Source organism: Pseudomonas sp. TE36184, assembly GCF_054060055.1.
Genome location: NZ_JBSSCU010000001.1, coordinates 6226836 through 6250873 on the forward strand (window position 1 = coordinate 6226836; position 24038 = coordinate 6250873).

24 protein-coding genes and 1 pseudogene are annotated in these 24038 nt (G+C 61.9%); 10 read left to right on the top strand and 15 right to left on the bottom strand.

Annotated features, from left to right (window positions below):
- Positions 1-6: 6 nt before the first annotated feature.
- The 5 genes from ACVWZP_RS28295 to ACVWZP_RS28315 all read right to left on the bottom strand — a co-directional run bounded on the left by ACVWZP_RS28295 (position 7) and on the right by ACVWZP_RS28315 (position 3062).
- Positions 7-342, bottom strand: a complete 336-nt coding sequence (locus ACVWZP_RS28295; protein WP_046382401.1) for a hypothetical protein — start codon at positions 340-342, stop codon at positions 7-9.
- A gap of 93 nt (positions 343-435) precedes the next feature.
- Complete coding sequence (locus ACVWZP_RS28300) at positions 436-789, bottom strand: gamma-glutamylcyclotransferase family protein (protein ID WP_301556512.1); 354 nt, start codon at positions 787-789, stop codon at positions 436-438.
- Between the two features lie 18 nt (positions 790-807).
- Positions 808-1467, bottom strand: a complete 660-nt coding sequence (locus ACVWZP_RS28305; protein ID WP_457370320.1) for a M24 family metallopeptidase — start codon at positions 1465-1467, stop codon at positions 808-810.
- 77 nt (positions 1468-1544) lie between these two features.
- Positions 1545-2123 (bottom strand): DUF4337 domain-containing protein, encoded by a 579-nt coding sequence (locus tag ACVWZP_RS28310; protein ID WP_457370321.1) that lies wholly within the window; start codon positions 2121-2123, stop codon positions 1545-1547.
- Positions 2124-2177: 54 nt separating this feature from the next.
- Positions 2178-3062, bottom strand: a complete 885-nt coding sequence (locus ACVWZP_RS28315) for a LysR family transcriptional regulator (protein ID WP_256822692.1) — start codon at positions 3060-3062, stop codon at positions 2178-2180.
- A 93-nt stretch (positions 3063-3155) separates the two neighbouring features.
- Between ACVWZP_RS28315 and ACVWZP_RS28320 the strand changes: the two genes are divergently transcribed.
- Together ACVWZP_RS28320 and ACVWZP_RS28325 are read left to right on the top strand one after the other, a co-directional pair.
- On the top strand, positions 3156-4124 hold the full coding sequence (locus ACVWZP_RS28320) for an NAD-dependent epimerase/dehydratase family protein (RefSeq protein WP_057003798.1): 969 nt from the start codon (positions 3156-3158) through the stop codon (positions 4122-4124).
- A gap of 90 nt (positions 4125-4214) precedes the next feature.
- Positions 4215-4904, top strand: coding sequence for an HAD-IA family hydrolase (locus tag ACVWZP_RS28325; protein ID WP_017848488.1), 690 nt, complete (start codon positions 4215-4217; stop codon positions 4902-4904).
- An 18-nt stretch (positions 4905-4922) separates the two neighbouring features.
- Here the strand turns inward: ACVWZP_RS28325 and ACVWZP_RS28330 are convergent, their stop codons facing one another.
- The gene (locus tag ACVWZP_RS28330; RefSeq protein WP_017848487.1) at positions 4923-5669 is read right to left on the bottom strand and encodes a 3-oxoacyl-ACP reductase family protein; all 747 of its coding nucleotides are present in this window, start codon (positions 5667-5669) and stop codon (positions 4923-4925) included.
- A 126-nt stretch (positions 5670-5795) separates the two neighbouring features.
- On the opposite strand from ACVWZP_RS28330, the gene ACVWZP_RS28335 reads away from it, so the two are divergent.
- Positions 5796-6719 (top strand): LysR family transcriptional regulator, encoded by a 924-nt coding sequence (locus ACVWZP_RS28335; protein WP_017848486.1) that lies wholly within the window; start codon positions 5796-5798, stop codon positions 6717-6719.
- Between the two features lie 15 nt (positions 6720-6734).
- Here ACVWZP_RS28335 and ACVWZP_RS28340 read toward each other — a convergent pair whose 3' ends face one another.
- The 3 genes from ACVWZP_RS28340 to ACVWZP_RS28350 all read right to left on the bottom strand — a co-directional run bounded on the left by ACVWZP_RS28340 (position 6735) and on the right by ACVWZP_RS28350 (position 10142).
- Positions 6735-7457 carry an aspartate/glutamate racemase family protein gene (locus tag ACVWZP_RS28340; RefSeq protein ID WP_017848485.1) on the bottom strand — a complete coding sequence of 241 codons (723 nt, stop codon included), beginning with the start codon at positions 7455-7457 and terminating at the stop codon, positions 6735-6737.
- Positions 7458-7469: 12 nt separating this feature from the next.
- Complete coding sequence (locus tag ACVWZP_RS28345) at positions 7470-8999, bottom strand: NCS1 family nucleobase:cation symporter-1 (protein ID WP_046382408.1); 1530 nt, start codon at positions 8997-8999, stop codon at positions 7470-7472.
- 408 nt (positions 9000-9407) lie between these two features.
- Positions 9408-10142, bottom strand: coding sequence for a phosphoadenylyl-sulfate reductase (locus tag ACVWZP_RS28350; RefSeq protein ID WP_017848483.1), 735 nt, complete (start codon positions 10140-10142; stop codon positions 9408-9410).
- A gap of 152 nt (positions 10143-10294) precedes the next feature.
- Here ACVWZP_RS28350 and thrH point away from each other — a divergent pair, with 152 nt between their 5' ends.
- Positions 10295-10912: a bifunctional phosphoserine phosphatase/homoserine phosphotransferase ThrH gene (gene thrH / locus ACVWZP_RS28355; protein WP_017848482.1), complete on the top strand. Its 618-nt coding sequence runs from the start codon at positions 10295-10297 to the stop codon at positions 10910-10912.
- Between the two features lie 115 nt (positions 10913-11027).
- Here thrH and ACVWZP_RS28360 read toward each other — a convergent pair whose 3' ends face one another.
- The 6 genes from ACVWZP_RS28360 to rloA form a co-directional block, all read right to left on the bottom strand.
- Complete coding sequence (locus ACVWZP_RS28360) at positions 11028-11384, bottom strand: helix-turn-helix domain-containing protein (protein ID WP_017848481.1); 357 nt, start codon at positions 11382-11384, stop codon at positions 11028-11030.
- Positions 11384-11686 (bottom strand): type II toxin-antitoxin system HigB family toxin, encoded by a 303-nt coding sequence (locus ACVWZP_RS28365; RefSeq protein WP_457370322.1) that lies wholly within the window; start codon positions 11684-11686, stop codon positions 11384-11386. The genes ACVWZP_RS28360 and ACVWZP_RS28365 overlap by 1 nt, the downstream gene beginning before the upstream one ends.
- 227 nt (positions 11687-11913) lie before the next feature.
- Complete coding sequence (gene pabB, locus ACVWZP_RS28370; protein WP_457370323.1) at positions 11914-13257, bottom strand: aminodeoxychorismate synthase component I; 1344 nt, start codon at positions 13255-13257, stop codon at positions 11914-11916.
- A gap of 99 nt (positions 13258-13356) precedes the next feature.
- Entirely contained in the window at positions 13357-14343 is a 987-nt protein-coding gene (locus ACVWZP_RS28375; protein ID WP_457370324.1) for an alpha-L-glutamate ligase-like protein, read from the bottom strand.
- Positions 14343-15875: an osmotic stress tolerance membrane protein RloB gene (rloB, locus tag ACVWZP_RS28380; RefSeq protein WP_046382414.1), complete on the bottom strand. Its 1533-nt coding sequence runs from the start codon at positions 15873-15875 to the stop codon at positions 14343-14345. The genes ACVWZP_RS28375 and rloB overlap by 1 nt, the downstream gene beginning before the upstream one ends.
- 5 nt (positions 15876-15880) lie before the next feature.
- Entirely contained in the window at positions 15881-16429 is a 549-nt protein-coding gene (gene rloA, locus ACVWZP_RS28385; protein ID WP_026140213.1) for a retropepsin-like aspartic peptidase RloA, read from the bottom strand.
- A 272-nt stretch (positions 16430-16701) separates the two neighbouring features.
- Between rloA and ACVWZP_RS28390 the strand changes: the two genes are divergently transcribed.
- The 6 genes and pseudogenes from ACVWZP_RS28390 to ACVWZP_RS28415 form a co-directional block, all read left to right on the top strand.
- A complete protein-coding gene (locus ACVWZP_RS28390) occupies positions 16702-17424 on the top strand; it encodes a GntR family transcriptional regulator (protein ID WP_046382415.1) in 723 nt (240 codons plus the stop codon).
- Positions 17421-18314, top strand: a complete 894-nt coding sequence (prpB, locus tag ACVWZP_RS28395) for a methylisocitrate lyase (protein WP_017848474.1) — start codon at positions 17421-17423, stop codon at positions 18312-18314. Before ACVWZP_RS28390 ends, prpB begins: the two co-directional genes overlap by 4 nt.
- A gap of 41 nt (positions 18315-18355) precedes the next feature.
- The gene (gene prpC, locus ACVWZP_RS28400; protein WP_046382416.1) at positions 18356-19483 is read left to right on the top strand and encodes a bifunctional 2-methylcitrate synthase/citrate synthase; all 1128 of its coding nucleotides are present in this window, start codon (positions 18356-18358) and stop codon (positions 19481-19483) included.
- 128 nt (positions 19484-19611) lie between these two features.
- Positions 19612-22206 carry a Fe/S-dependent 2-methylisocitrate dehydratase AcnD gene (gene acnD, locus ACVWZP_RS28405; protein WP_046382417.1) on the top strand — a complete coding sequence of 865 codons (2595 nt, stop codon included), beginning with the start codon at positions 19612-19614 and terminating at the stop codon, positions 22204-22206.
- An 11-nt stretch (positions 22207-22217) separates the two neighbouring features.
- Positions 22218-23408 (top strand): 2-methylaconitate cis-trans isomerase PrpF, encoded by a 1191-nt coding sequence (gene prpF / locus ACVWZP_RS28410; RefSeq protein ID WP_017848471.1) that lies wholly within the window; start codon positions 22218-22220, stop codon positions 23406-23408.
- 257 nt (positions 23409-23665) lie between these two features.
- Positions 23666-23848: pseudogene (locus ACVWZP_RS28415) on the top strand (PrpF domain-containing protein); the annotation flags it as partial.
- Between the last annotated feature and the right edge of the window lie 190 nt (positions 23849-24038).

Here is a 24038-nt window from a genome sequence, read left to right on the forward strand (position 1 = left end):
TCCGGCTTAGTGTGCAGTTTTCAGCTTGACCACATCACCGGAGATCTTGGTGGTGTAACCGCTCAGCACCCAAGCCCAGAACCATTTTTCCTGGACTTCGGTATTGATCAGCGCGTCGCCACCTTTTGCCTGGATGGCAGCCGTCTGGGCGCGGACGAAACGGCTGTTCTGGCCGATCGGGATAACACCGAACAGCATGATGCCGGTGGCGCTGGCTTCACTGTGACCCAGCACGGTGTATTGGCTGCTGTCGTATTGCGGGGATTTGATGGCGGTGCCGGTGCAGCCGGCGAGGGTGAAACCGAGAACTGCTGCTGCAACCACTTTACTGACGTACTTCACTGAGTAACTCCATGGACTGAATCCCGAGATTCAATTCTCGGGGGGCGATACTCTAAACGCTCCTGTAACAGATTGAAATCAATCGCCCGTCGTTCAGGCTTGCACATACACCCAAGCCGTGAGGCCCGATGCCAGCGCCACGCTGACCCGCTTGTAGTCGGACACTTCATACGCATCCGCCGCCGCCAACTCCTGCGCGCTAATCTGAAACACCATGCCTTCAACGCTGGCGCCTTGTTCGGTGCTCGGCGCGACGATCGGGTGGTGGGTCTTGCCACTGGTGGCCAGCACTTGCGGGTCAGTAATTTCTACCCAGTTTTTCGAGTAGCCCAACATGGCGTCGTGCTGGCCTGCCAGTTCTCGGCCGAAGTTGGCGAGTTGGACGGCTTTGTCCTGCAGGGTGCCGTAGGAAAACAACAGCACGGGAAATTCGGCGTAGCGTTCCATTCTGGTTCCTTTGAACGATTAAGCGAGGAGGTCTTCATAGAATGCGCCATACGGCTTGCTCGGGTGAGCGATCTGGATCTCCAGAATCCACAACCCTGCATTCGGGTAGTGTTCGAAGTCGCCGAGGTTGCCGCCACGATGGATCGCGTGGGGAAAGTCGCTGACGCGGTGGCCCTTGATGTCGAGGTTCAACTGCCAGCCCATGGCCCGGGCTTGTGCCTCGGCGTAGCGGTAGAGTTCGAGGCCGATGACCTGGTCGTTTTTCCAGCGCGCTTGCACGCGGTCGAACAGCGCTTTGGCCGCGTTGGCGCAGGCGATCATGTCCGGGTCGGTGCCGGTGGTGAACGTGGCGCCGGCGTCGCCTTCGTGACCTTGCCAGACGGCGCCCATGTCGATGAAGAAAATATCGTTTTCACCCAGTACCGGGTCGCCGTCGGAGTGTTGCTTGAAGGCCTTGAGGGTATTGGCGCCGAAGCGCACCAGCAGCGGGTGCCAGATGCGCTGCATGTCGAGGTCGGCGAGGACGTGTTTGCCCAACTCGCGCGCTTCGGATTCGAGCATGCCGGGGCGGATGCGTTGGGCCAGTTGTTCGATGGCCTGCCAGGTCATGGCCTGGGCGTAACGCATGGATTCGATACTGTAGGCTGCGCCCACGGCTTCTTTGGGTAGTACGGACACCGGTATCTCCTTGTGCGGTGGTTAGCGTTATGCGGTTTACTATATAGCGACGGGTGTTGGGCGCCCAAGCGAAATTATCAGAAATGCAGCCCCGCCAGGCCGCCCAGCACCAAGGCCACACCGCCCGCGGTATACGACATGCGCTTCAACCATTCCTTGCGCGTCAACAACGTGATCGCCGCCAACGAAATCGCGATCTGAATCGCCGTCATCGCCTGGGCCCAGCGGTGATGCTGGTGCAAGGCTTCTTCGGATTTCTGATCCCATTCCCGTGAGGTTGCCTCCAGCTTTTCGGCCTGTTTGCGCACGTCTTCCTTCTGGCCCTTGTAGCGCTCGCTCTCATCCTTGTAATGCGCGGCGTCCACACCGGGAATATGGATAGCCAGTTCTGCCAGGTTTTGCCGGCTGGATTTGGCCTGGTAGTAGTTCCACTGGTTGGCGGCTTCGGTCTTGAAAATGGCAGCGTTGTTCTTGTCCATCGCCGCTTCGCTTTCGGTGGAACCGGCCTGGTAGCTGAGCATGGCGCCAAGGGTGGCCATCAGCGCGGTCATCACGGCAATGCGGCTGGCGAAATTGTCACCGCGCGCGTGGGCATGTTCGGTGGTGTGTTCGATGTGTTTTTCGTGGGGGCTGGGGACTTCGAAGGCTTCGGTCATGGCGGCGGCTGTGAAGGGATTGAGGGATTTTCATTGTTCCTCAGCGAAGCTGTCTCAATCCTGTACGTAACGTTGCAAACCCGCCACCAGCGCATCAAACGTCGCCCGGCAGCGCGGGCTGTTGCGCAGGTCTTCGTGCATGGTGACCCAGGTGTCGAGTTTGAGCGCGAATGCCTCCGGCAGTACCCGGCGCAGGCGCGTGTCTTGTTGGGCCAGCTTGACCTGGCATCCGCCGATGCCGGCGCCGGCACGGATCAGCGCCAGTTGCGCCAGGTCGCTGTCGCTGCTGAGGGCGAAGGTGCCGCGCTCGAAGCCTTTGACGGCCAGGCTGCGGATAAACGCGTTTTCCCGGTCGTAGCCGATCACCGCGTGGTCGGTCAGGTCTTTCAACTCTTGCGGCGTACCGTGCTGGTGCAGGTAATCGTCGCGGGCATGCAGGCCGACTTCGATCAGGCCGATGCGCTGTGCCAGCAATTGCTCCTGGCTGGGGCGGACCATCCGCACGGCGATGTCGGCTTCCAATTGCAGCAGGTCGCTCAGGCGGTTGGTCAGGACCAGTTCGACCTTGAGCTGAGGATGCTGTTGGCGCAACCGCGTAATGATCGGCGGCAGTACTTCCACGCCGACCACTTCACTGGCGGAGACACGCACCACGCCGCGCACTTCGTCGCCCTGGGAGGAGGCGCTGCGTTCCAGGGCGGCGGCCGTGCGCTCCATGGTTTCGGCGTGGGCCCTCATGGTGTGGGCCACTGCCGTCGGCAGCAGGCCGGTGGGGGAGCGAGTGAACAGCACCACGCCCAGGGCCGTTTCCAGCGCGGCAATGTGCCGACCGACGGTGGGCTGTGTGATGCCGAGCTGCCGTGCGGCCCCCGACAGCGATCCTTCCTTGAGTACGCCAAGAAACGATCGGTAAAGCTCCCAGCCAATGTTCAATGTCATGCGTAAATGTATAGCGTCTGGATGGTCTTCGGCAATTCCTCTATAACCAGGCTACGAACAGAATGACCGCTCCAACCAATGTGGGAGCGGGTGATGAGCAAGGTACTGGTATTGGGTGCAACCGGCGGTATCGGCGGCGAAGTGGCGCGACAGTTGAGCGTGGCGGGCTGGCAGGTGTGTGCGTTGACCCGGGATGTCGCCAAGGCCCGTAGCCAGAATGCTGCCTATACCTGGCTCAAAGGCGATGCGCTCAATCGCCAGGACGTCATCGCTGCCGCCCGTGGCTGCGCGGTGATCATCCATGGGGTGAACCCGCCGGGCTATCGCAATTGGGCCGAGCAGGTGTTGCCGATGATCGACAACACCATTGCTGCCGCCATCGCCGAGCGCGCGACCATCGTGTTGCCCGGCACGGTCTACAACTTCGGGCCGGATGCGTTCCCGGTGCTTTCCGAAGACTCACCCCAGCACCCGCTGACCCGCAAGGGCGCGATACGTGTGCAACTGGAGCAGCGCTTGCTTCAGTCTTCCCGCGAGGGCGCTCGTGTAGTGATCGTGCGTGCCGGGGATTTTTTCGGCGCCGGAGCGGCCAACAACTGGTTCTCCCAAGGCCTGGTCAAACCCGGTAAACCGGTGCGCGCGGTCAGCGCCCCAGGTGCGCCAGGCGTCGCCCACCAATGGGCCTACCTGCCGGATGTGGCGCGCACCATGCTCGAGTTGATTGAGCGCCGCGCCGCCCTCGACGCCTTTGCCTGCTTTCATATGGCCGGGCACGTGGACAGTGATGGCACGCAGATGAGCCAGGCGATCCAGCGCGTAGTGTTACGCAGGACGGGCCTGCAACCGCGTGTAGGCGTATTTCCCTGGTGGCTGTTGAAGTTGGCTGCGCCGTTTGTCGTGACCTTTCGCGAGATACAGGAGATGCGTTATCTGTGGCAAACCCCGTTGCGTATGGATAACCAACGCTTGCTTGCGGCCCTGGGCCACGAACCCCATACGCCGTTGGAGCACGCGGTGGAGGCCGCATTGACCAGCCTGGGCTGCCTGCCCACGCCGGCCTGATCAGGTGTACAGCCTAAAAGGTTGCCTGCCGACAAGCGTGGCCGTTATTGTGCTGAATCCTTTTAGTCCTACCTCCAGGGTTTCGTCACGATGAATGCACCGCGTAGCGCAGTCGGTCCGATCAAGGCCGTGATTTTCGATATGGACGGCTTGTTGCTGGATACCGAAGGCATCTACACCGAAGTGACGCAGATCATCGCCGAACGCTTCGGACGTACCTATGACTGGGGGATCAAACAGCACATCATCGGGCGCGGGGCCCAGGACCTGGCCGACTACGTGGTCAAGGCGCTGGACCTGCCGATCACGGCGGCGGAGTTCCTCGAAATCCGTGAGCCGCTGATGAGCGAGCGTTTCCCCAGGGCGCTGGGCATGCCCGGCGCCGAAGCGTTGGTACGGCACCTGAACGCGCACAATATTCCGATTGCGGTGGGCACCAGTTCGTCGCGCAACTCCTTTGGCCACAAGACCACGCTGCACCGCGAATGGTTTGGCCTGTTCGGCACCATCGTCACGGCTGACGACCCGGAAGTCGGTGCCGCCAAACCCGCGCCGGACATCTTCCTCACCGCCGCGCGGCGCCTGGGCATCGCGCCGCAAGATTGCCTGGTGTTTGAAGACTCGCCGTTCGGCGTCACCGCAGCAAAGGCGGCCCGGATGACCGCCATCGCCGTGCCCGACGAAGCCATGGCCGACAGCAAGTACCACCACGCCGACCAGATCATCCGCAAACTCGCGGACTTCGACCTCGCCGCCTACGGCCTGCCGCCCATGTCCTGACCCGGCGCCTACAGGCGGTTATGCGCTGAAGCCACCGTCGATGGTCAGGCTGGCCCCAGTGATGTAACCCGCTTCCGGCCCGGCCAGGTAGGCCACAAAGCTGGCGATCTCCTCGACATGGCCATAACGGCCCACCGCCATCAACCCGATCAGGCTCTCGGCGAACTCACTGTTCGCCGGGTTCATGTCGGTGTCCACCGGCCCTGGCTGCACGTTGTTAATGGTGATGCCACGTGGCCCCAGGTCCCGCGCCAGGCCCTTGGTCAGGCCGACCAGCGCCGCCTTGCTCATCGCATACGGCCCGCCGCCGCCAAAGGGCATGCGTTCGGCGTTGGTGCTGCCGATGTTGATCACGCGGCCGCCTTCGCCCATGTGCTTGGCCGCTTCCTGAGTGGCGATGAATACGCTGCGCACGTTGATTGCCAGGGTCTGGTCGAAGTCCTCCAGTTTGAAGTCTTCCAGCGGCGCGATGGCCAGCACGCCGGCGTTGTTCACCAGGATATCCAGGCGCCCAAAGGCTTGGACCGTGGCGTTGACCGCGTTGCGAATCGCCGTGGCATCGGCGCTGTCGGCCTGAATCGCCAGGGCTTTGCCGCCGGCGCTGATCACGCTGTTCTGCAGTTCTGCGGCCTTGGCGGCGGAACTGACGTAGGTAAAGGCGACGGCCGCACCTTGCGCCGCAAGACGCTTGACGATGGCGGCGCCGATGCCGCGTGAACCGCCTTGAATCAAGGCGACTTTGCCGCTGAGGTTCTGGGTAGTCATGTTGATCTCCTCACTGTTCAAGGCGGGATGCCTTGTGGATGCAGCCGAGTATCGACCTCACCCGCCGCTGTCGGTAGACCCGGATTGCTATAGTCTGTGTAAACCAAAAGTTTAGAGTGGGCGGATATGGAGAGCTTCGGCAGTATCGAATGCTTTGTGCGCAGCGCCGAAGGCGGCAGCTTTGCCGAAGCGGCCCGGCGCTTGAGCCTGACCCCGGCGGCGGTGGGCAAAAGTGTCGCCAAGCTGGAAGCGCGCCTGGGGGTGCGGCTGTTCCAGCGCAGCACCCGGCGCCTGACCCTGACCGAAGCCGGCAAGCGGTTCCTCGCCGAAGTCAGCGACAGCCTCATCACCATTCAGAACGCCGTGGCCAACCTGGCCAGCGCCGAGGGGCGGCCGGTGGGGACGCTCAAGGTCAGCATGGGCACGGTGTTCGGTAATCGTTATGTCATGCCGTTGCTGGGGGAATTCGTCCGGCGTTTTCCGGATATCAGCCCGGATTGGCATTTTGACAACCGCCAGGTCGACCTGATCGGCCAGGGCTTCGATGCGGCCATCGGCGGTGGTTTTGAGCTGCCCCAGGGCGTGGTTGCACGCAAGCTGACGCCCGCGCACCGGGTGTTGGTGGCGTCAGCGGATTACCTGGCGCAACGCCCGCCGGTACTGGCGCCCGAGGATTTGGCGCGTTGCCTGGGCATCCTGATCCGCTCCCCGCAAACCGGCCGCGTGCGCTCCTGGCAACTGACCAGCCGCGAGCGCGAACAGCGTCCATTGGCGCTCAAGCCGCGCATGACCCTGAGCGACTCGGAGGCCGCCTGTTGCGCGAGTGCCCAGGGGATGGGCATTGCGCTGGTGAGCATGCCGATGGCAGTGCCGTTCCTCGACAGTGGCGCGGTGGTGCGGGTGCTGCCCGACTGGTACGTCGACGACGGCAACATCTCCCTCTACTACGCCGAACACAAACTGCTGCCCGGCAAGACCCGGGCGTTTGTCGACTTCATCCTCGAGCAGTTTTTAATCGCGGGACTGGCGCAGCGCTTCAGCGCGATTTGATCGCCGCGACCTGTTCTATCGGCTGCGCGGCCAGCCGATGACAGTCTTCGGCCGCGGGGTGGCGTAGGTCCTGACCTTCGACGTCGACAACCCCAATCGCACCAACCCTTCGGCAATCGTCACCGCCGCCGTTACCCCGTCCACCACCGGCACCCCGGTGCGCTGGCGAATGCGTTCGTCCAGCCCGGCCATGCCGCCGCATCCCAGGCAGATCACCTCGGCCTTGTCCTCGCGGATCGCCAGTTCCGCCTGCCGCACGATGGCCTCCATGGCCGCCAGCGGGTGTTCTTCCAGCTCCAGCACCGCCATGCCGCTGGCCCGCACCGAGGCGCAGCGTTGATACAGGCCGGCGAGTTTCAGGCGGTCCTCGATCAGCGGTACGGTGCGGTCCAGGGTGGTCACCACCGAGTAGGCGTGGCCGAGGAACATCGCGGTGGTGGCTGCCGCTTCGGTGATGTCCACTACCGGCACATTCAACAATTCCTGTAGGCCTTCGCGCCCATGTTCGCCATACCCGGCCTGGATCACCGCATCGAACGGCTGGTCGTAGGCCATCACGCGGTCCATCACCGCGATGGCCGCCAGGTAGCTCTCAAAATTGCCTTCCACCGATTCGGCGCCGAAGTACGGCGTGAGCCCGACAATTTCGGTGCCCGGCGAGGCCACGGACCGCGCTTGCTCGGCGATGGTCTGGGTGATGGATTCGGTGGTGTTGACGTTGACCACGAGGATACGCATGGAATGTCCTTTTTAATGACTGACGTTATCGACTGCAATGCTTTCACCGCTGACATCAGCGTAGAACGCTTGGCGCTTGGCGATCAGCCGGTACAACAGCCCTGCAATACCGGCGCCAAACAACCAGGAAAACGGCGAGACACTGGCAAACCCCGGCAACAGCGCCAGCAGGATGGCGATCACCGCCGCAGGAATAAATGCCGCCACCGCGCGCATGTTCACGCCACGGCTGTAGTAATAAACGCCATTCGGGTCTTCGCTGTACAGTTGCGGCACATCGACCTGGCTTTTACGGATCAGCCAGTAATCGACCATGATCACCCCGTACAACGGCCCGAGCAGCGCGCCCAGGCCGGAAAGGAAATACACGATCACCAGCGGGCTGTTGTAGAGGTTCCACGGCAGGATCAGCACCGCCACGGCTGCGCTGATCAACCCGGCGCGGCGGAAGTTCAGGTACTTGGGCGCCAGGTTGCTTAGCACAAAGGCCGGGGCGACGAAGTTGGCCATGATGTTCACCGCCACGGTGACGATCAGGAACGCCAGGCAGCCGAGTACCAGGAAGAACGTATTGGGGATCGCCGCGATGATCTCGGTCGGGCTTTCGATCACCCGGCCATTGAGCTGGAACTGCCCGCCGCAGAGCAGCACGGTGATGGCGGCGAACACCAGGATGTTCACCGGCAGGCCCCAGAAGTTGCCGACCTGGATGGTCCTGCGGCACGGCGAAGAGCGTGCGAAGTCGCAGAAGTTGAGGATCAACGTACCGTAGATCGCCAGCCACAGCGCGCCGCCAGCAAAGATATTGCGCCACATCTCGCCACCGGTGAGCGGCTCGCGGATCGACCAGGCGATGTGGCCGTCGGCCTGGAAGTACATCCAACCGGCCAGCGAAGCGACGGTCAGCAAAATCACCGGCCCGGCGAAGCCTTCGTAGCGACGCACGGTCTCCATGCCATAGGCCAGGATCACCAGTTGCACGAACCAGATCGTCACAAAGCACGCCCAGCCCAGGCTCGACAGGCCCAGGATCGAGTTGTGGTCATAGTCGGCAAACCCCGGATGAATCGCCGTCAGCAATACTCGGAACACCACCGAGGCCAGGTAGGTCTGGATACCAAACCAGGCAATCGCAATAACCGCACGGATCAAGGCCGGAATCTGTGCGCCGTGAATGCCGAAGCTGATGCGGCTGATCACCGGAAACGGCACCCCGGTCTTCTGCCCCATATAACCCGACAAGTTCATGAAGAAGTACACCAGCGCCGCGCCGATCCCCAGGGATAACAGAATCTGCCAGCCACCCAGGCCCAGCGCATATAAGCCAATGGCGAACGAGTAATTGGCGATGTTGTGTACGTCGTTGGTCCATAACGCAAAGATGCTGTAGCGCCCCCAGCGTCGGCCTTCGACCTTGGTCGGCGCCAGGTCCCGGTTGTGCAGGCGCGGGCTGAGTACCAGCGGGCCGGGGCTCGCGGCCTCGGGGTTGAGGGCGGAGGAGGGCAGATCCAGTGCGAGGGTGTTCGAGAGGCGTGTACGCATTCCGGCAGGCTCCAGCACTGCTGCAGCAAAGCCGCAGCGGGAAAGTGTATGTATATTTTGTATTTATTGTATACAAAGCGTACTTCACCTTAAGCCACATACGTGCCAGTTTTCGATCTATGAAAATCTTGGTTAATTTCGTTTTTATAGGTTCTATAAATAACTGACTGAATTCAAAGCGATATAAATTGACCGTTTGAACAGGTATTTATTTTTTACGGGGCAGAACCTCTGTTTAGAGGATAAACAGCGGCAGAGAGGAGATGTTACGTTTTGGTGCGAAGGTCGATGGATTGCACACATAAATGGCACCGATGGTTACATTTGTGTGTACATTTTTACGCTCGGCACAAAACAAATGTGGGAGGGGGCTTGCTCCCCCTCCCACATGGTTGACTGCGTCAGCGCTTAGGCCTTGCTGATGAGATTCCCGGCATGCAGCCCGCATTCCTTCTGCGTGGCTTCTTCCCACCACCAGCGGCCTTCGCGTTCGTGTTGGTTTGGCAACACCGGGCGGGTGCAGGGCTCGCAGCCGATGCTGATAAAACCGCGCTCGTGCAGGCTGTTGTACGGTAGCTCCAGCATGCGGATGTAACTCCAGATCTCTTCGCTGGTCATCTGCGCCAGTGGGTTGAACTTGTACAGGGTGCGCTCCGGGGTGGAGAAGGCCGTGTCGATTTCCAGCGCAGCCACTTGGCTGCGGGTGCCGGGGCTCTGATCGCGGCGCTGGCCGGTAGCCCAGGCGCGCACGCCGGAGAGCTTGCGGCGCAGCGGCTCGATCTTGCGCACGCCGCAGCATTCGCCATGGCCGTCTTTGTAGAAGCTGAACAAGCCTTTCTCTTTGACGAAGGGTTCCAGTTTGCTCTGGTCCGGCGAGATCAGCTCGATGTCGATCTTGTAGAACTCGCGCACCTGTTCGATGAAACGGTAGGTCTCCGGGTGCAGGCGGCCGGTGTCGAGGCTGAACACCTTGACGTTCTTGTTCAGCTTCCAGGCCATGTCCACCAGCACCACATCCTCGGCACCGCTGAAGGAAATCCACAGGTCATCGCCGAACTGGCTGAACGCCAGCTTGAGAATGTCCTGGGCAGATTTGTTGGCATAGGTCGTGGCGAGTTCAACGACATCGAAGGCTTGGTTCATCAGGACGGTTCCTACAGGTCAGTGGCGCTGAGCGCTCTATAGGAGAGTGATGGTATCAAAATCCGCCCTGCGTTGCGGCCGCCGCCTTGAATCGCTAGAGTTCGGCAGTCTTTTTGCTCGCTCGACTTGAACAATACAAATAGGAGTGTCTCGTGGAAATTGCCTGTCTCGACCTGGAAGGGGTATTGGTTCCGGAAATCTGGATCGCCTTCGCCGAAAAAACCGGTATTGAATCCCTGCGGGCGACCACCCGGGACATTCCCGACTACGACGTGCTGATGAAGCAACGCCTGCGCATCCTCGACGAACACGGGCTCAAGCTCGCCGATATCCAGGAAGTGATCGCTACCCTCAAGCCGCTGGACGGTGCCATCGAGTTCGTCAACTGGCTGCGCGAGCGCTTCCAGGTGGTGATTCTGTCGGACACCTTCTACGAATTCTCCCAGCCGCTGATGCGCCAGCTGGGGTTCCCGACCCTGTTGTGCCACCGCCTGATCACTGACGAAACCGACCGCGTGGTCAGCTACCAACTGCGCCAGAAAGACCCCAAGCGCCAGTCGGTGCTGTCGTTCAAGAGCCTGTACTACCGCGTGATCGCTGCCGGTGATTCGTACAACGACACCAGTATGCTGGGCGAGGCCGACCGCGGGATTCTGTTCCATGCGCCGGAGAATGTGATCCGCGAGTTCCCGCAGTTCCCGGCGGTGCATACGTTTGAAGAGCTTAAGAACGAGTTCATCAAGGCTTCGAACCGGCCGTTGAGCCTGTAAGTCGTTCCGCGCAGTTGGCGGCCCCATCGCGAGCAAGCCCGCTCCCACATTCGACCGCGTTTATCCTCTGGAAGCGCGGTCGAATGTGGGCGCGGGCTTACAGCCGCCTGAGTTCTTAAGCCCCTGCCAGCAACCGCTCATACGGGATGCTCAAGCCTTCATGCAGGCGCTTGATCATCGACAGGCTCAGCTTGCGCTTGCGGTTGAGCACTTCGGACACCCGGCCGCTGGTGCCGATGAAGGCCTCCAGGTCGCGCGCCGTCATGCCGAGTTGCTCCATGCGAAAGCGGATGGCTTCCACCGGGTCCGACGGCGGCATCGGATAATGTTCGGCCTCGTACTTTTCAATGAGGACCGCAAGAATTTCCAGCTCATCGCCCTCAGGCGAGCCGATTGGCGCTTCCCATATCTGTTCGACGCGTGCGAGCGCGGCGGTGAGGTCTTCTTGGGAATGTATGGGTTTGATGTTCATCACACGGTCTCCGCGTTGATCTGATCGTACTGTGCGTGGGTTCCCACGAAACGTATGAACCCAAGCTGACGCTGATAATTGATCGCCATGATCACTCGATACCGGTTGCCGCCCACGTTGAATACAACCCTGCTGCCTTTGAGGATGCTCGCGGTTCCGAGCTCCGCCTTGAGCGCTTGCGGCGTTGGGTATGCAGCCTTCTCCATATGGCGATACAACTCGACCAGCGGTGTTTTGGCGTCGATACAAGCTGGGTAGCTCTCCCAGAAGAGACGTAAGGTCGAGAACGCGATTATCCGCATGAGTCAGACCTCCCAATTTGGGAGATATTAGGCTCAGGCAAGTGCAGATGCAATCTTGGAAATATTTTCTGACGAGTAAGCAATCGCTTCATGTGATCCTTCACAGATGGCGGGTGGACGGTCGAAACCGGACGCTATCCTCCGATTCACAGGCCGTCCACAGCGGTTCTGATTCAGGTTTTTTCCGCGGCCGGGCGTTGCCTCCCAACGCCAGGAAGGGCGCTGCGTTACAGGCTTTCCAGGGTTTGTAACAATACCCGCACCTTGGTCAGCGACTCCTGATATTCCGCCTGCCATTGCGAGTCGGCGACGATCCCGCCGCCGCCCCAGCAGCACACCTGGCCGTCCTTGACCAGCAGGCTGCGGATGGCGATGGAGCTGTCCATCTCGCCACGCACGTCCAGGTACACCAGCGAGCCGCAGTACAGCCCGCGGCGGGTTGGCTCCAGTTCGTCGATGATCTGCATTGCGCGGATCTTCGGTGCGCCGGTGATGGAGCCGCCAGGGAAGCTGCCGGCGATCAAATCCAGGGCGTCCTTGTCGTCAGCCAATTCGCCGGTGACGCTGCTGACCAGGTGATGCACGTTGGGGTAGCTTTCCAGGCTGAACAACTCCGGCACTTTCACCGAGCCGGTGCGGCAGGTGCGCCCGAGGTCGTTGCGCAACAGATCGACGATCATCAGGTTCTCGGCACGATCCTTGGGGCTGGCCAGCAGTTCGGCGGCGTTGGCGGCGTCTTCTTCAGGCGTCAGGCCGCGCGGGCGGGTGCCTTTGATCGGGCGGGTTTCGACCTGGCGCTGGCTGATCCTGACGAAACGTTCCGGCGACAGGCTCAGTACCGCGCCGTCATCCGGCAGGCTCTGGAACCCGGAAAATGGCGTCGGGCAGGCTTCGCGCAAGGCGCAGTAGGCCGCCCACGGATCGCCGCTGCACGCTGCGCGAAAGCGCTGGGTGAAGTTGACCTGGTAGCAGTCGCCCGCGCGGATATAGTCGTGGATGCGGGCGATGGCCTGGGCGTAGGTCTGGGCGCTGATGTCGGGGGCCATGGGGCCGTGGAGCTTGAAGTTGGCGGCTATCCTGGCGGCTGGCTGGCTGAACAGCTTGATCAGTCGCTGCCGCTCGCCATCGGCCAGTGTCGGGTGAAACACCAACTGGCTGGTCTGCGCCTGGTGATCGCTGACCAGGGCCCAGGCGTACAGCCCAAAACGTGCGTCCGGCAGGTGCAGATCGTCCACCGCGCGGTGCGGCAACTGTTCCAGGTGCCGGCCGAAATCGTAGCTCAGGTAACCGATCAGGCCGCCGGCGAACGGTAACTCGTAGCCAGCCGGCAATGCCGCCTCACCCAACTGTGTAAGGTTTTCCCGCAGGCGTTGCAGGAACTCGCTGCCGCTCTCGTCAGACTGCACCGCCAGCGTCGCTTCGGGCCAGGCGCTGAGCAGGTCATAACGGCCCCGCTCGGCGGTCGGGCGGCCGCTGTCCAATAGCACCGCGCCAGGGGCATGGCGAATCGCCGCAAAATACTCGGCGGGGTTGGCCCGGTAGGGCAGTGGGTGTACGGAACAGGTCGACATGCGGGGTGGATCAGCTGATGGCGTGGGGGAGGGGATTGTAGACCCCTGTAGGATTTGGTCCTAGAGGGGATGTCGGGGATAGACAGATCGAAGGCTGGCTCAACCTTCGACGGCGGGGATGTGCCCGAACATGGCCTGCACGAACTTCACCCGTTCTTCCGGCATTTCCGTCACGCCGGCAGCTTTCAGGGTTTCCAGTCGTGCCTCGACCGCGTGGGTGCGCAGGGTCAGGCCGCAGTCGTTGGCGATCTGGATATTCAGCCCCGGCCGCGCATTCAGTTCGAGGATCAGTGGGCCTTTTTCCTGGTCCAGCACCATGTCCACGCCGATGTAGCCCAGCCCGCACAGCTCATAGCAGCCGGCGGCGAGTTTCATGAAACCGTCCCAGTTGGGCAGTTGCACGCCATCCACCGCGTTGGTGGTGTCGGGGTGTTTGGTGATGATGTTGTTCAGCCAGGTGCCGCGCAGGGTCAGGCCGGTGGCCAGGTCGACGCCCACGCCGATCGCGCCCTGGTGCAGGTTGGCCTTGCCGCCGGACTGGCGGGTCGGCAAGCGCAGCATGGCCATCACCGGGTAGCCCATCAGCACGATGATGCGGATATCCGGCACGCCTTCGTAGCTGATGCTCTTGAAAATCTGGTCGGGCACCACGCGGTACTCGATCAGCGCGCGGTCGCGGTGGCCGCCCAGGGAGTACAGGCCGGTGAGGATGCTGGAAATCTGATGCTCGATTTCCTCATGGCTGATGATCTTGCCGGACACCGTGCGATAACGCCCCTCAAAGCGGTCGGCGATGACGAGGATGCCGTCACCGCCGGCGCCCTGGGCCGGCTTGATCACGAAGTCGTTGCGTCCACCGATGATCTCGTCGAGCTTGTCGATTTCCTTCTCGGTGGAAATCACCCCGTACATTTCCGGCACATGAATGCCGGCCGCCAGCGCGCGTTCCTTGGTGATGATCTTGTCATCCACGATCGGGTACAGGCTGCGCTTGTTGTACTTGAGCACGTAGTCCGCATTACGCCGGTTGATGCCCATGATGCCCCGCGCTTCCAGGGCCTTCCAGGTCTTCCAGAAGCCGAACATTACGAGTCAGCCTTGAGGAAGGCCTTGAAGCGCACCAGCTCGGTCAGGCGGTAGCCGCGATAACGCCCCATGGCCAGCATGAAGCCCACCAGGATCAGCAGGATCGCCGGGAAGGTGAACACAAAGTAGACCAGCTCCGGCACGCTCATGATCAGGTGCGCCAGGGACGCCGCGAACAGCGTGCCGATCGCCACTTTCAGCGCATGGCTGGCGCCGCGTTCTTCCCAGGTGATCGACAGGCGTTCGATGGTCATGGTCAGAATCACCATCGGGAACAGCGCCACCGACAGCCCGCGCTCCAGCCCCAGTTTATGGCTGAACAGGCTGATGGCCGCGATCAGCACCACCACGAAGGTCAGCACCACCGACAGCCTCGGCAGCATCTGCAACTTCAGGTGTTCCAGGTACGAGCGCAGCGACAAGCCCAGCGCGGTGATGATCGTAAACAGCACAATCCCGAAGCCCAACTGAGTCTCGCGGAACGCCAGGGCGATCAGCACCGGGGTAAATGTGCCCAGGGTCTGCAGGCCGATCAGGTTGCGCAGGATCAGGATCACCAGCACGCCGATCGGGATCATCACCATGATCATGAAGGTCTGCTGGGTTTGCAGCGGCAGGCCGTACAGCGAGTATTCGAGGAAGTTGGCGTCGGTGTTTTCGTCGGTCAGCTTGGCCAGGCGGATCGCGTTCATTTCGCTGTTGTTCAGGCTGAAGGTGACCATGGCTTTCTTGCCGCCATCGACGGTGATCAGGTTTTCATCGCCGGTCCACCACAGCAGGCGGTCGGCGGGCAGGCCTGGTTCGCCGGTTTCTGGGTTGAAGTACAGCCAGTCATTGCCATTGAAGCTGCGCAGCCACAGTTCCGGGGTTTGCGGCTGGTCGGCGACGAGGCGGATGGTGTGGACCTTTTCCACCGGCACGTGAGCGATGGACAGCAGCAGTTCGACGATCTTGGCCTTGTGCGGTGTCGACGGGTCGCCCGCCAGCAGCAGCTTGACGTTGTCGTCGTTGAGGTTGTTGGTGCGCTTGATGGCTTCGGTAATAAAGGTTTCCACATCGGCCGAGTGCTGGCGGATCGGCGCGAGCAGGGCTTCGGCGGCGATTTTTTCCGGGCCTTCCACGGCGATGCTGTCGCGGAAGGTCGGGCCCTTGATCTTGACCTTTTCACCGCTGTAACGCTTGGTCAGCACCAGGCGGTAATACAGGGTCTGCTTGCCCTTGGCCCGGCGCGCCGACCAGGTGACCTTGCGGTTGCCATCGATGCGGTTGACGCTGACCCCGTAGTTATTCGAGATGAAACTCTCATTGAGGCTGACGAAGTCGCGGCTCAGGGGCGGCACGAACATCTGGATCTTCACCGGGTCTTTCGGGTTGGCGACGAACTCGACCTTGGCGTCGATGTTCCACAAGTCGTCGGTGGCGTCCTCGGTGACGGGAATGCCCAGCACGAAGATCTGGTAGGCGGTGACCGAAATACCCAGCACCACCAGGAGGGTGATGAGGATTTTCAGGTGCAGGGTCAGAGAGCGCATTCGGTTTACTCGGCGGTATGAGCGTCGGCGGCGCAGGCAGGTTTGCCCGCTGCGTATTTAAGACTGGGGTCGACCAGCGCATCAAAGCGTTTCAGCGCTTCGGAGCCGATCAGCAGCGGGTATTGGAAAGCGCTGCGGTCAGTCAAGTTCACTTCGATGCTGCGTAAAGCGCTGCCCATGCAGATATCCAGGGCAATCACCGGACGGGCGGTGTAGTTCTTGTCCTCATCGGGGTCGTAGTCACCTGCGCGGCGCTTGATCTTGCTGACGCGGGCCAGTGGGCGTTCGATGGGGTGGGAATGGGCAGTGTCGATGGCCAGGTAGAAGCGTACCCAGGATTCGCCGTTGCGCTTGAAGCGTTTGATATCGCGGGCGCTCAACGAGGCGGTCTTGGCGCCGGTGTCGAGTTTGGCCGCCACTTCCAGGTCGATATCCGCCAGCTTGGCGTATTCGTTGAGGCCATACACGGTCTTCTCGGCGGCAGCGCATAGCCCCGGCATAAGTCCTGGTATGAACAGTAGGCAAAACAATCGGGGGAAGGGCTTGAGTCTCATAAATCCTGAGGCGGTGCAGTGCGATGTTCAATTCAAGGCGACTGGCATTGCTGCGCAAGCTCCCTCGTGCGCCGTTTCATCAAGAGATGTCAGGCAAAAGCGGCGTCTATTCTAACATGATGCTTTTTTGGCGCCAGCGCTGGCAGGCGGCCATGCCCTTGTTGCTTACAACGGCGGTTATTAGACGATTGTCGACAATGTTGATTTATTCTTTGACTAAGTAGGGCTTATTGGCTAGTTTTTGCGGCATTGCTTTTAAAGGTGTCGACAATATGCTGGATCAATCGGAAGCTCCGGTGGTCTCCCCGGAAGAATCCCAGACAATGTCGGAGAACGTCTTTAGGCGTATACAGGCCGCTATCGTCAAAGGCGAGATCGCCCCCGGCAGCAAGATCTCCGAGCCGGAACTGGCGCGCACCTACGGCATCAGCCGCGGCCCGTTGCGTGAGGCGATCCACCGTCTCGAAGGCCAGCGCCTGCTGGTGCGCGTGCCCCATGTGGGCGCTCGCGTGGTGTCGTTGAGCCACGCGGAACTGATCGAACTCTATGAAATCCGCGAATCCCTCGAAGGCATGGCGTGCCGCCTGGCCGCCGAGCGCATGACCGATGCGGAGATCGAAGAACTGCGCCAGGTGCTGCACACCCACGAACGGGATGCGGCGTTCCAGGCGGGTGTGGGCTATTACCAGCAGGAAGGTGACTTCGACTTTCATTACCGGATCATCCAGGGTGCGGGCAACCGCACCTTGACCCAAATGCTCTGCGGCGAGCTGTACCAGTTGGTGCGTATGTACCGCATCCAGTTCTCCGCGACCCCCAATCGTCCACGCCAGGCCTTTGCCGAGCATCACCGTATTCTTGACGCGATCGCCGATCGCGACGGTGAACTGGCCGAGTTGTTGATGCGTCGTCACATCGGCGCCTCCAAACGCAATATCGCCCGCCACTTCCCAGGCGGTGCTCCCCAGACAGCCACTCAGCGAGGTGAGTCATGAGTTCCAATAACAACCGCACTCCAGGCCAGCGTTTCCGTGACGCGGTCGCCAGCGAACACCCATTGCAGGTGGTCGGCACGATCAATGCCAACCACGCACTGCTGGCCAAGCGCGCCGGTTTCAAGGCGATCTACCTGTCGGGTGGCGGGGTGGCCGCGGGCTCCCTCGGCGTGCCGGACCTGGGCATCACCGGCCTCGATGACGTGCTGACCGACGTGCGCCGCATCACCGACGTGTGCGACCTGCCGCTGCTGGTGGACGTGGACACCGGTTTCGGCTCCTCGGCGTTCAACGTGGCACGCACCGTCAAGTCGATGATCAAGTTCGGTGCCGCGGCCATCCATATCGAAGACCAGGTCGGCGCCAAGCGCTGCGGTCATCGCCCGAACAAAGAAATCGTGTCCCAGCAGGAAATGGTCGACCGCATCAAGGCCGCCGTGGATGCGCGCACCGATGACAGCTTCGTGATCATGGCGCGTACCGATGCGCTGGCCGTCGAAGGCCTGGAATCCGCCCTGGACCGCGCCGCCGCCTGCATCGAGGCCGGCGCCGACATGGTGTTCCCGGAAGCCATCACCGAGCTGGACATGTACAAGCTGTTCGCGTCAAAGGTAAAGGCGCCGATCCTGGCTAACATTACCGAGTTCGGTGCAACCCCGTTGTACACCGTCGATCAACTGAAATCTGCCGATGTTTCCATCGTGCTGTACCCGCTATCGGCCTTCCGCGCCATGAACAAGGCCGCCGAAAACGTCTACACCGCGATCCGTCGCGACGGCACCCAACAGAACGTGATCGACACCATGCAAACCCGCATGGAGCTTTACGATCGCATCGACTACCACACCTTCGAGCAGAAGCTCGACGCGCTGTTCGCCGCCAAGAAGTAACGAACGCGCCTCCCGGATAACTACAAAATTGGAGAGTAACCATGGCTGAAGCAAAAGTACTGAGCGGCGCTGGCCTGCGTGGCCAGGTGGCCGGGCAGACCGCACTGTCCACCGTGGGCCAGGCCGGTGCCGGCCTGACCTATCGCGGCTACGACGTGCGCGAACTGGCCGCTGATGCGCAGTTCGAAGAAGTCGCCTACCTGCTGCTGTACGGCGAATTGCCGACCAAGACCGAACTGGCTGCCTACAGCGCCAAGCTGAGCAAGCTGCGTGACCTGCCCCAGGCGCTCAAGGAAGTGCTCGAGCGCATCCCGGCCGACGCCCACCCGATGGACGTGATGCGTACCGGTTGCTCGTTCCTCGGCAATCTCGAGCCGGAGCAGGACTTCAGCGTACAGCGCGATGTCACCGACCGTCTGCTCGCTGCCTTCCCGGCGATCATGTGCTACTGGTACCGCTTCAGCCATGACGGCAAACGCATCGACTGTGTGACCGACGAACCTTCCATCGGCGGTCACTTCCTGCACCTGCTGCACGGCAAGGCGCCGAGCGAGTTGCACGTCAAAGTGATGAACGTGTCGCTGATCCTGTACGCCGAGCACGAATTCAACGCGTCGACCTTTACCGCGCGTGTCTGTGCGTCGACCCTGTCTGACTTGTATTCGTGCATCACCGCCGCCATCGGTTCGCTGCGCGGCCCGCTGCACGGCGGCGCCAACGAAGCGGCGATGGAAATGATCGAGCGCTTCTTGTCGGCCGAGGACGCCGTCGACGGCACCCTCGCCATGCTGGCGCGCAAGGACAAGATCATGGGCTTCGGTCACGCGATCTACAAAGACAGCGACCCGCGTAATGAAGTGATCAAGGGCTGGTCGAAACTGCTCGCCGAAGAAGTGGACGACAAAGTGTTGTTCCCGGTCTCCGAAGCCATCGACAAGGTCATGTGGGAGCAGAAGAAGTTGTTCCCCAACGCCGACTTCTACCATGCCTCGGCGTACCACTTCATGGGCATCCCGACCAAGCTGTTCACCCCGATCTTCGTGTGCTCGCGCCTCACCGGCTGGGCCGCGCATGTGTTCGAACAGCGCGCCAACAACCGCATCATCCGTCCAAGCGCTGAGTACATCGGCGTCGAACAGCGCAAGTTCGTGCCAATCGAACGTCGCTGAAGGCCGACGATTCCAGGATTGAAATGAGGTCAAAAGGTGGGAGGGGGCAAGCCCCTCCCACATTTGAATCGCATTTCAAATCTGGATCAGTGGGTTCCTTTTGTAATCACCGTGACCGAGTCCTGACGATGAACACTGAATTTCGCAAATCGCTCCCCGGCAGCCGCCTCGATTACTTCGACGCCCGCGCGGCTGTCGATGCAATCACCCCCGGCGCCTACGCCACCTTGCCTTACACCTCCCGCGTACTCGCGGAAAACCTGGTGCGTCGTTGCGACCCGGCCACCCTCAACGCTTCCCTGAGCCAACTGATCGAGCGCAAGCGCGACCTCGACTTCCCTTGGTTCCCGGCGCGGGTGGTGTGCCATGACATCCTCGGCCAGACCGCCCTGGTCGACCTCGCCGGCCTGCGCGATGCCATCGCCCTGCAAGGCGGCGACCCGGCCCAGGTCAACCCGGTGGTGCCGACCCAACTGATCGTCGACCACTCCCTGGCCGTCGAAGCCGGTGGTTTCGACCCGGACGCGTTCGAGAAAAACCGCGCCATCGAAGACCGCCGCAATGAAGACCGCTTCCACTTTATCGAGTGGACCAAAAAAGCCTTCAAGAACGTCGACGTGATCCCGCCGGGCAACGGCATCATGCACCAGATCAACCTGGAGAAAATGTCTCCGGTGATCCAGGTGCGTGACGGCGTGGCGTTCCCCGACACCTGCGTCGGCACCGACAGCCACACTCCGCACGTGGATGCCCTCGGCGTGATCGCCATCGGCGTCGGCGGCCTCGAAGCCGAGAGCGTGATGCTCGGCCGCGCCTCGTGGATGCGCCTGCCGGAAAGCGTCGGCGTGGAGCTGACGGGCAAGCTGCAACCCGGTATCACCGCCACCGACATGGTGCTGGCGCTGACCGAGTTCCTGCGTCAACAGAAAGTGGTGGGCGCATGGCTCGAGTTCTTCGGCGAAGGTGCATCGGCACTGACCCTGGGCGACCGCGCGACCATCTCCAACATGGCCCCGGAATACGGCGCCACCGCGGCGATGTTCTACATCGACCCGCAGACCATCGCCTACCTGAAACTCACTGGCCGTGAAGACGCACAAGTCGCCCTGGTCGAGCAGTACGCTCGCCAGACCGGCCTGTGGGCCGACGACCTCAAGGGCGCGAAATACGAGCGCGGCTTGACCTTCGACCTGTCCAGCGTCGTGCGCAACATGGCCGGCCCGAGCAACCCGCACGCCCGTGTCGCCACCAGCGACCTCGCCGCCAAAGGCATCTCCGGCCAGTGGGAAGAAGTACCGGGGCAAATGCCCGACGGTGCGGTCATCATTGCCGCGATCACCAGTTGCACCAACACCAGTAACCCGCGCAACGTGATCGCCGCCGGCCTCCTGGCGCGCAACGCCAATAAGCTGGGGCTGAGCCGCAAGCCGTGGGTCAAGTCGTCCCTGGCGCCCGGTTCGAAAACCGTGGCCATGTACCTCGAAGAAGCCGGCCTTGGGCACGAACTGGAAAAACTCGGTTTCGGCGTGGTGGCCTTTGCCTGCACCACCTGCAACGGTATGTCCGGTGCGCTCGACCCGGTGATCCAGCAAGAGATCATTGACCGTGACTTGTACGCCACCGCCGTGTTGTCGGGTAACCGCAACTTCGACGGGCGTATCCACCCGTATGCCAAGCAAGCGTTCCTGGCTTCGCCGCCGCTGGTGGTGGCCTATGCGATTGCCGGCACCATCCGTTTCGACATCGAGAAGGACGTGCTGGGCCTCGACGCCAACGGCAAGGAAATCCGCCTGAAAGACATCTGGCCGAGCGACGAAGAAATCGACGCGGTGGTCAAGGCGTCGGTCAAGCCGGAGCAGTTCCGCAAAGTGTATATCCCGATGTTCGCGATCCACGAAGACACCGGCCCGAAAGTCGCGCCGCTGTATGAGTGGCGCCCGCAAAGCACCTATATCCGCCGTCCGCCGTACTGGGAAGGTGCGCTGGCCGGTGCGCGGCCGCTCAAGGGTATGCGCCCGCTGGCAGTGCTGCCGGACAACATCACCACCGACCACCTGTCGCCGTCCAACGCGATCATGCTCGACAGCGCCGCCGGCGAATACCTGGCGAAAATGGGCCTGCCGGAAGTTGACTTCAACTCCTATGCAACCCACCGCGGCGACCACCTGACCGCGCAACGCGCGACCTTCGCCAACCCGAAACTGTTCAACGAAATGGTCGTCGAGAACGGCAAGGTCAAGCAGGGTTCCCTGGCGCGCATCGAGCCGGAAGGCAAGGTCACGCGCATGTGGGAAGCCATCGAAACCTACATGGAGCGCAAGCAGCCGCTGATCATCATCGCTGGCGCCGACTACGGTCAGGGTTCGTCCCGCGACTGGGCGGCCAAGGGCGTGCGCCTGGCGGGTGTGGAAGCGATTGCCGCCGAAGGTTTCGAACGCATTCACCGCACCAACCTGGTGGGCATGGGCGTGTTGCCGTTGGAGTTCCTGCCGGGCACCGACCGTCACACGTTGAAGATCGACGGCAGCGAAACCTATGACGTGGTCGGCGAACGCACCCCGCGCGCGCAGTTGACCCTGGTGATCAACCGCAAGAATGGCGAACGTGTCGAAGTGCCGGTGACCTGCCGCCTGGACACCGCTGAAGAAGTGTCGATCTACGAGGCGGGCGGCGTGTTGCAACGTTTTGCCCAGGACTTCCTGGAATCGGCGGCGACCGCCTGAAGAGGATAACCATGTCACACGTACCGCAAATCAAGATCCCCGCCACCTACATGCGTGGCGGCACCAGCAAGGGTGTGTTTTTCAGCGTCCAGGACCTGCCTGAGTCGGCGCAGGTCCCGGGTGCTGCGCGCGATGCCCTGCTGTTGCGGGTGATCGGCAGCCCCGATCCCTACGACAAGCAGATCGACGGCATGGGCGGCGCCACGTCGAGCACCAGCAAAACCGTGATCCTGGCCAAGAGCAGCCGCGCCGAGCATGACGTGGATTACCTGTTCGGCCAGGTCGCCATCGACAAACCGTTCGTCGACTGGAGCGGCAACTGCGGCAACCTGTCGGCGGCGGTGGGTTCCTTCGCCATCAGCGCGGGCCTGGTCGACCCGGCCCGCGTGCCGCGCAACGGCGTGGCCGTGGTGCGGATCTGGCAGGCCAATATCGGCAAGACCATCATCGCCCACGTACCGATCACCGACGGCGCGGTGCAGGAAACCGGCGACTTCGAACTGGACGGCGTGACCTTCCCTGCCGCCGAAGTGCAGTTGGAGTTCCTGGACCCGGCCGCTGAAGAAGAGGGCGGCGGTGGTTCGATGTTCCCCACCGGCAACCTGATCGATGACCTGGAGGTGCCGGGCGTCGGCACTTTCAAGGCCACGCTGATCAACGCGGGTATCCCGACGATCTTCATCAACGCGCAAGACCTGGGCTATACCGGTACCGAGCTGCAAGGCGCGATCAACGGCGACCCGAAAGCCCTGGCGATGTTCGAGACGGTGCGGGCCTATGGCGCGTTGCGCATGGGCCTGATCAAGCATCTGGACGAAGCCGCCCAGCGTCAGCACACGCCGAAGGTGGCCTTCGTGGCACCGCCTGCGGACTACGTGGCTTCCAGCGGCAAGGCGATCAAGGCCGGCGATATCGACCTGCTGGTGCGTGCCTTGTCCATGGGCAAGTTGCACCACGCGATGATGGGCACCGCAGCGGTGGCGATCGGCACGGCGGCGGCGATTTCCGGGACCTTGGTCAACCTCGCGGCGGGCGGCGTAGAACGCAACGCGGTGCGCTTCGGGCATCCGTCCGGCACCTTGCGGGTCGGCGCTGAAGCCACCCAGGTCAACGGCGAGTGGGTGGTGAAGAAGGCCATCATGAGCCGTAGCGCGCGGGTGTTGATGGAAGGCTTCGTGCGCGTCCCAGGCGACGCGTTCTAAGGCTCGATACACATCCAATGTGGGAGGGGGCTTGCCCCCGATAGCGGTGTACCAGTCGACACATTCATTGACTGACCCACCGTCATCGGGGGCAAGCCCCCTCCCACAAGGGATCTCTATTCCAAGGCAGGCATCGAAGATCTGCTTCCAGTAACCGTGAGCCCGAGGACTGACCCCCCACCCACTTTGGAGAACAGCCATGAGCGCCAACGTCGACCAGAACACCCGCCCCGACTACGACCAGGTTTTGCAGGACATCGCTGACGGCGGGCGGCGTGGAACGCAACGCGGTGCGCTTCGGGCATCCGTCCGGCACCTTGCGGGTCGGCGCTGAAGCCACCCAGGTCAACGGCGAATGGGTGGTGAAGAAGGCCATCATGAGCCGTAGCGCGCGGGTGTTGATGGAAGGCTTCGTGCGCGTCCCAGGCGACGCGTTCTAAGGCTCGATACACATCCAATGTGGGAGGGGGCTTGCCCCCGATAGCGGTGTACCAGTCGACACATTCATTGACTGACCCGCCGTCATCGGGGGCAAGCCCCCTCCCACAAGGGATCTCTATTCCAAGGCAGGCATCGAAGATCTGCTTCCAGTAACCGTGAGCCCGAGGACTGACCCCCCACCCACTTTGG

Coding starts and splice junctions, on each gene's coding strand:
- ACVWZP_RS28300 (WP_301556512.1), bottom strand. CDS start 789: ATGGAACGCTACGCCGAATTTCCCGTGCTGTTGTTTTCCTACGGCACC.
- acnD (WP_046382417.1), top strand. CDS start 19,612: ATGAACACTGAATTTCGCAAATCGCTCCCCGGCAGCCGCCTCGATTAC.
- ACVWZP_RS28360 (WP_017848481.1), bottom strand. CDS start 11,384: ATGAACATCAAACCCATACATTCCCAAGAAGACCTCACCGCCGCGCTC.
- ACVWZP_RS28315 (WP_256822692.1), bottom strand. CDS start 3,062: ATGACATTGAACATTGGCTGGGAGCTTTACCGATCGTTTCTTGGCGTA.
- prpC (WP_046382416.1), top strand. CDS start 18,356: ATGGCTGAAGCAAAAGTACTGAGCGGCGCTGGCCTGCGTGGCCAGGTG.
- ACVWZP_RS28365 (WP_457370322.1), bottom strand. CDS start 11,686: ATGCGGATAATCGCGTTCTCGACCTTACGTCTCTTCTGGGAGAGCTAC.
- ACVWZP_RS28335 (WP_017848486.1), top strand. CDS start 5,796: ATGGAGAGCTTCGGCAGTATCGAATGCTTTGTGCGCAGCGCCGAAGGC.
- ACVWZP_RS28310 (WP_457370321.1), bottom strand. CDS start 2,123: ATGACCGAAGCCTTCGAAGTCCCCAGCCCCCACGAAAAACACATCGAA.
- ACVWZP_RS28320 (WP_057003798.1), top strand. CDS start 3,156: ATGAGCAAGGTACTGGTATTGGGTGCAACCGGCGGTATCGGCGGCGAA.
- ACVWZP_RS28325 (WP_017848488.1), top strand. CDS start 4,215: ATGAATGCACCGCGTAGCGCAGTCGGTCCGATCAAGGCCGTGATTTTC.
- ACVWZP_RS28375 (WP_457370324.1), bottom strand. CDS start 14,343: ATGTTCGGCTTCTGGAAGACCTGGAAGGCCCTGGAAGCGCGGGGCATC.
- prpB (WP_017848474.1), top strand. CDS start 17,421: ATGAGTTCCAATAACAACCGCACTCCAGGCCAGCGTTTCCGTGACGCG.
- ACVWZP_RS28330 (WP_017848487.1), bottom strand. CDS start 5,669: ATGACTACCCAGAACCTCAGCGGCAAAGTCGCCTTGATTCAAGGCGGT.
- rloA (WP_026140213.1), bottom strand. CDS start 16,429: ATGAGACTCAAGCCCTTCCCCCGATTGTTTTGCCTACTGTTCATACCA.
- ACVWZP_RS28350 (WP_017848483.1), bottom strand. CDS start 10,142: ATGAACCAAGCCTTCGATGTCGTTGAACTCGCCACGACCTATGCCAAC.
- rloB (WP_046382414.1), bottom strand. CDS start 15,875: ATGCGCTCTCTGACCCTGCACCTGAAAATCCTCATCACCCTCCTGGTG.
- prpF (WP_017848471.1), top strand. CDS start 22,218: ATGTCACACGTACCGCAAATCAAGATCCCCGCCACCTACATGCGTGGC.
- ACVWZP_RS28390 (WP_046382415.1), top strand. CDS start 16,702: ATGCTGGATCAATCGGAAGCTCCGGTGGTCTCCCCGGAAGAATCCCAG.
- ACVWZP_RS28345 (WP_046382408.1), bottom strand. CDS start 8,999: ATGCGTACACGCCTCTCGAACACCCTCGCACTGGATCTGCCCTCCTCC.
- ACVWZP_RS28340 (WP_017848485.1), bottom strand. CDS start 7,457: ATGCGTATCCTCGTGGTCAACGTCAACACCACCGAATCCATCACCCAG.
- pabB (WP_457370323.1), bottom strand. CDS start 13,257: ATGTCGACCTGTTCCGTACACCCACTGCCCTACCGGGCCAACCCCGCC.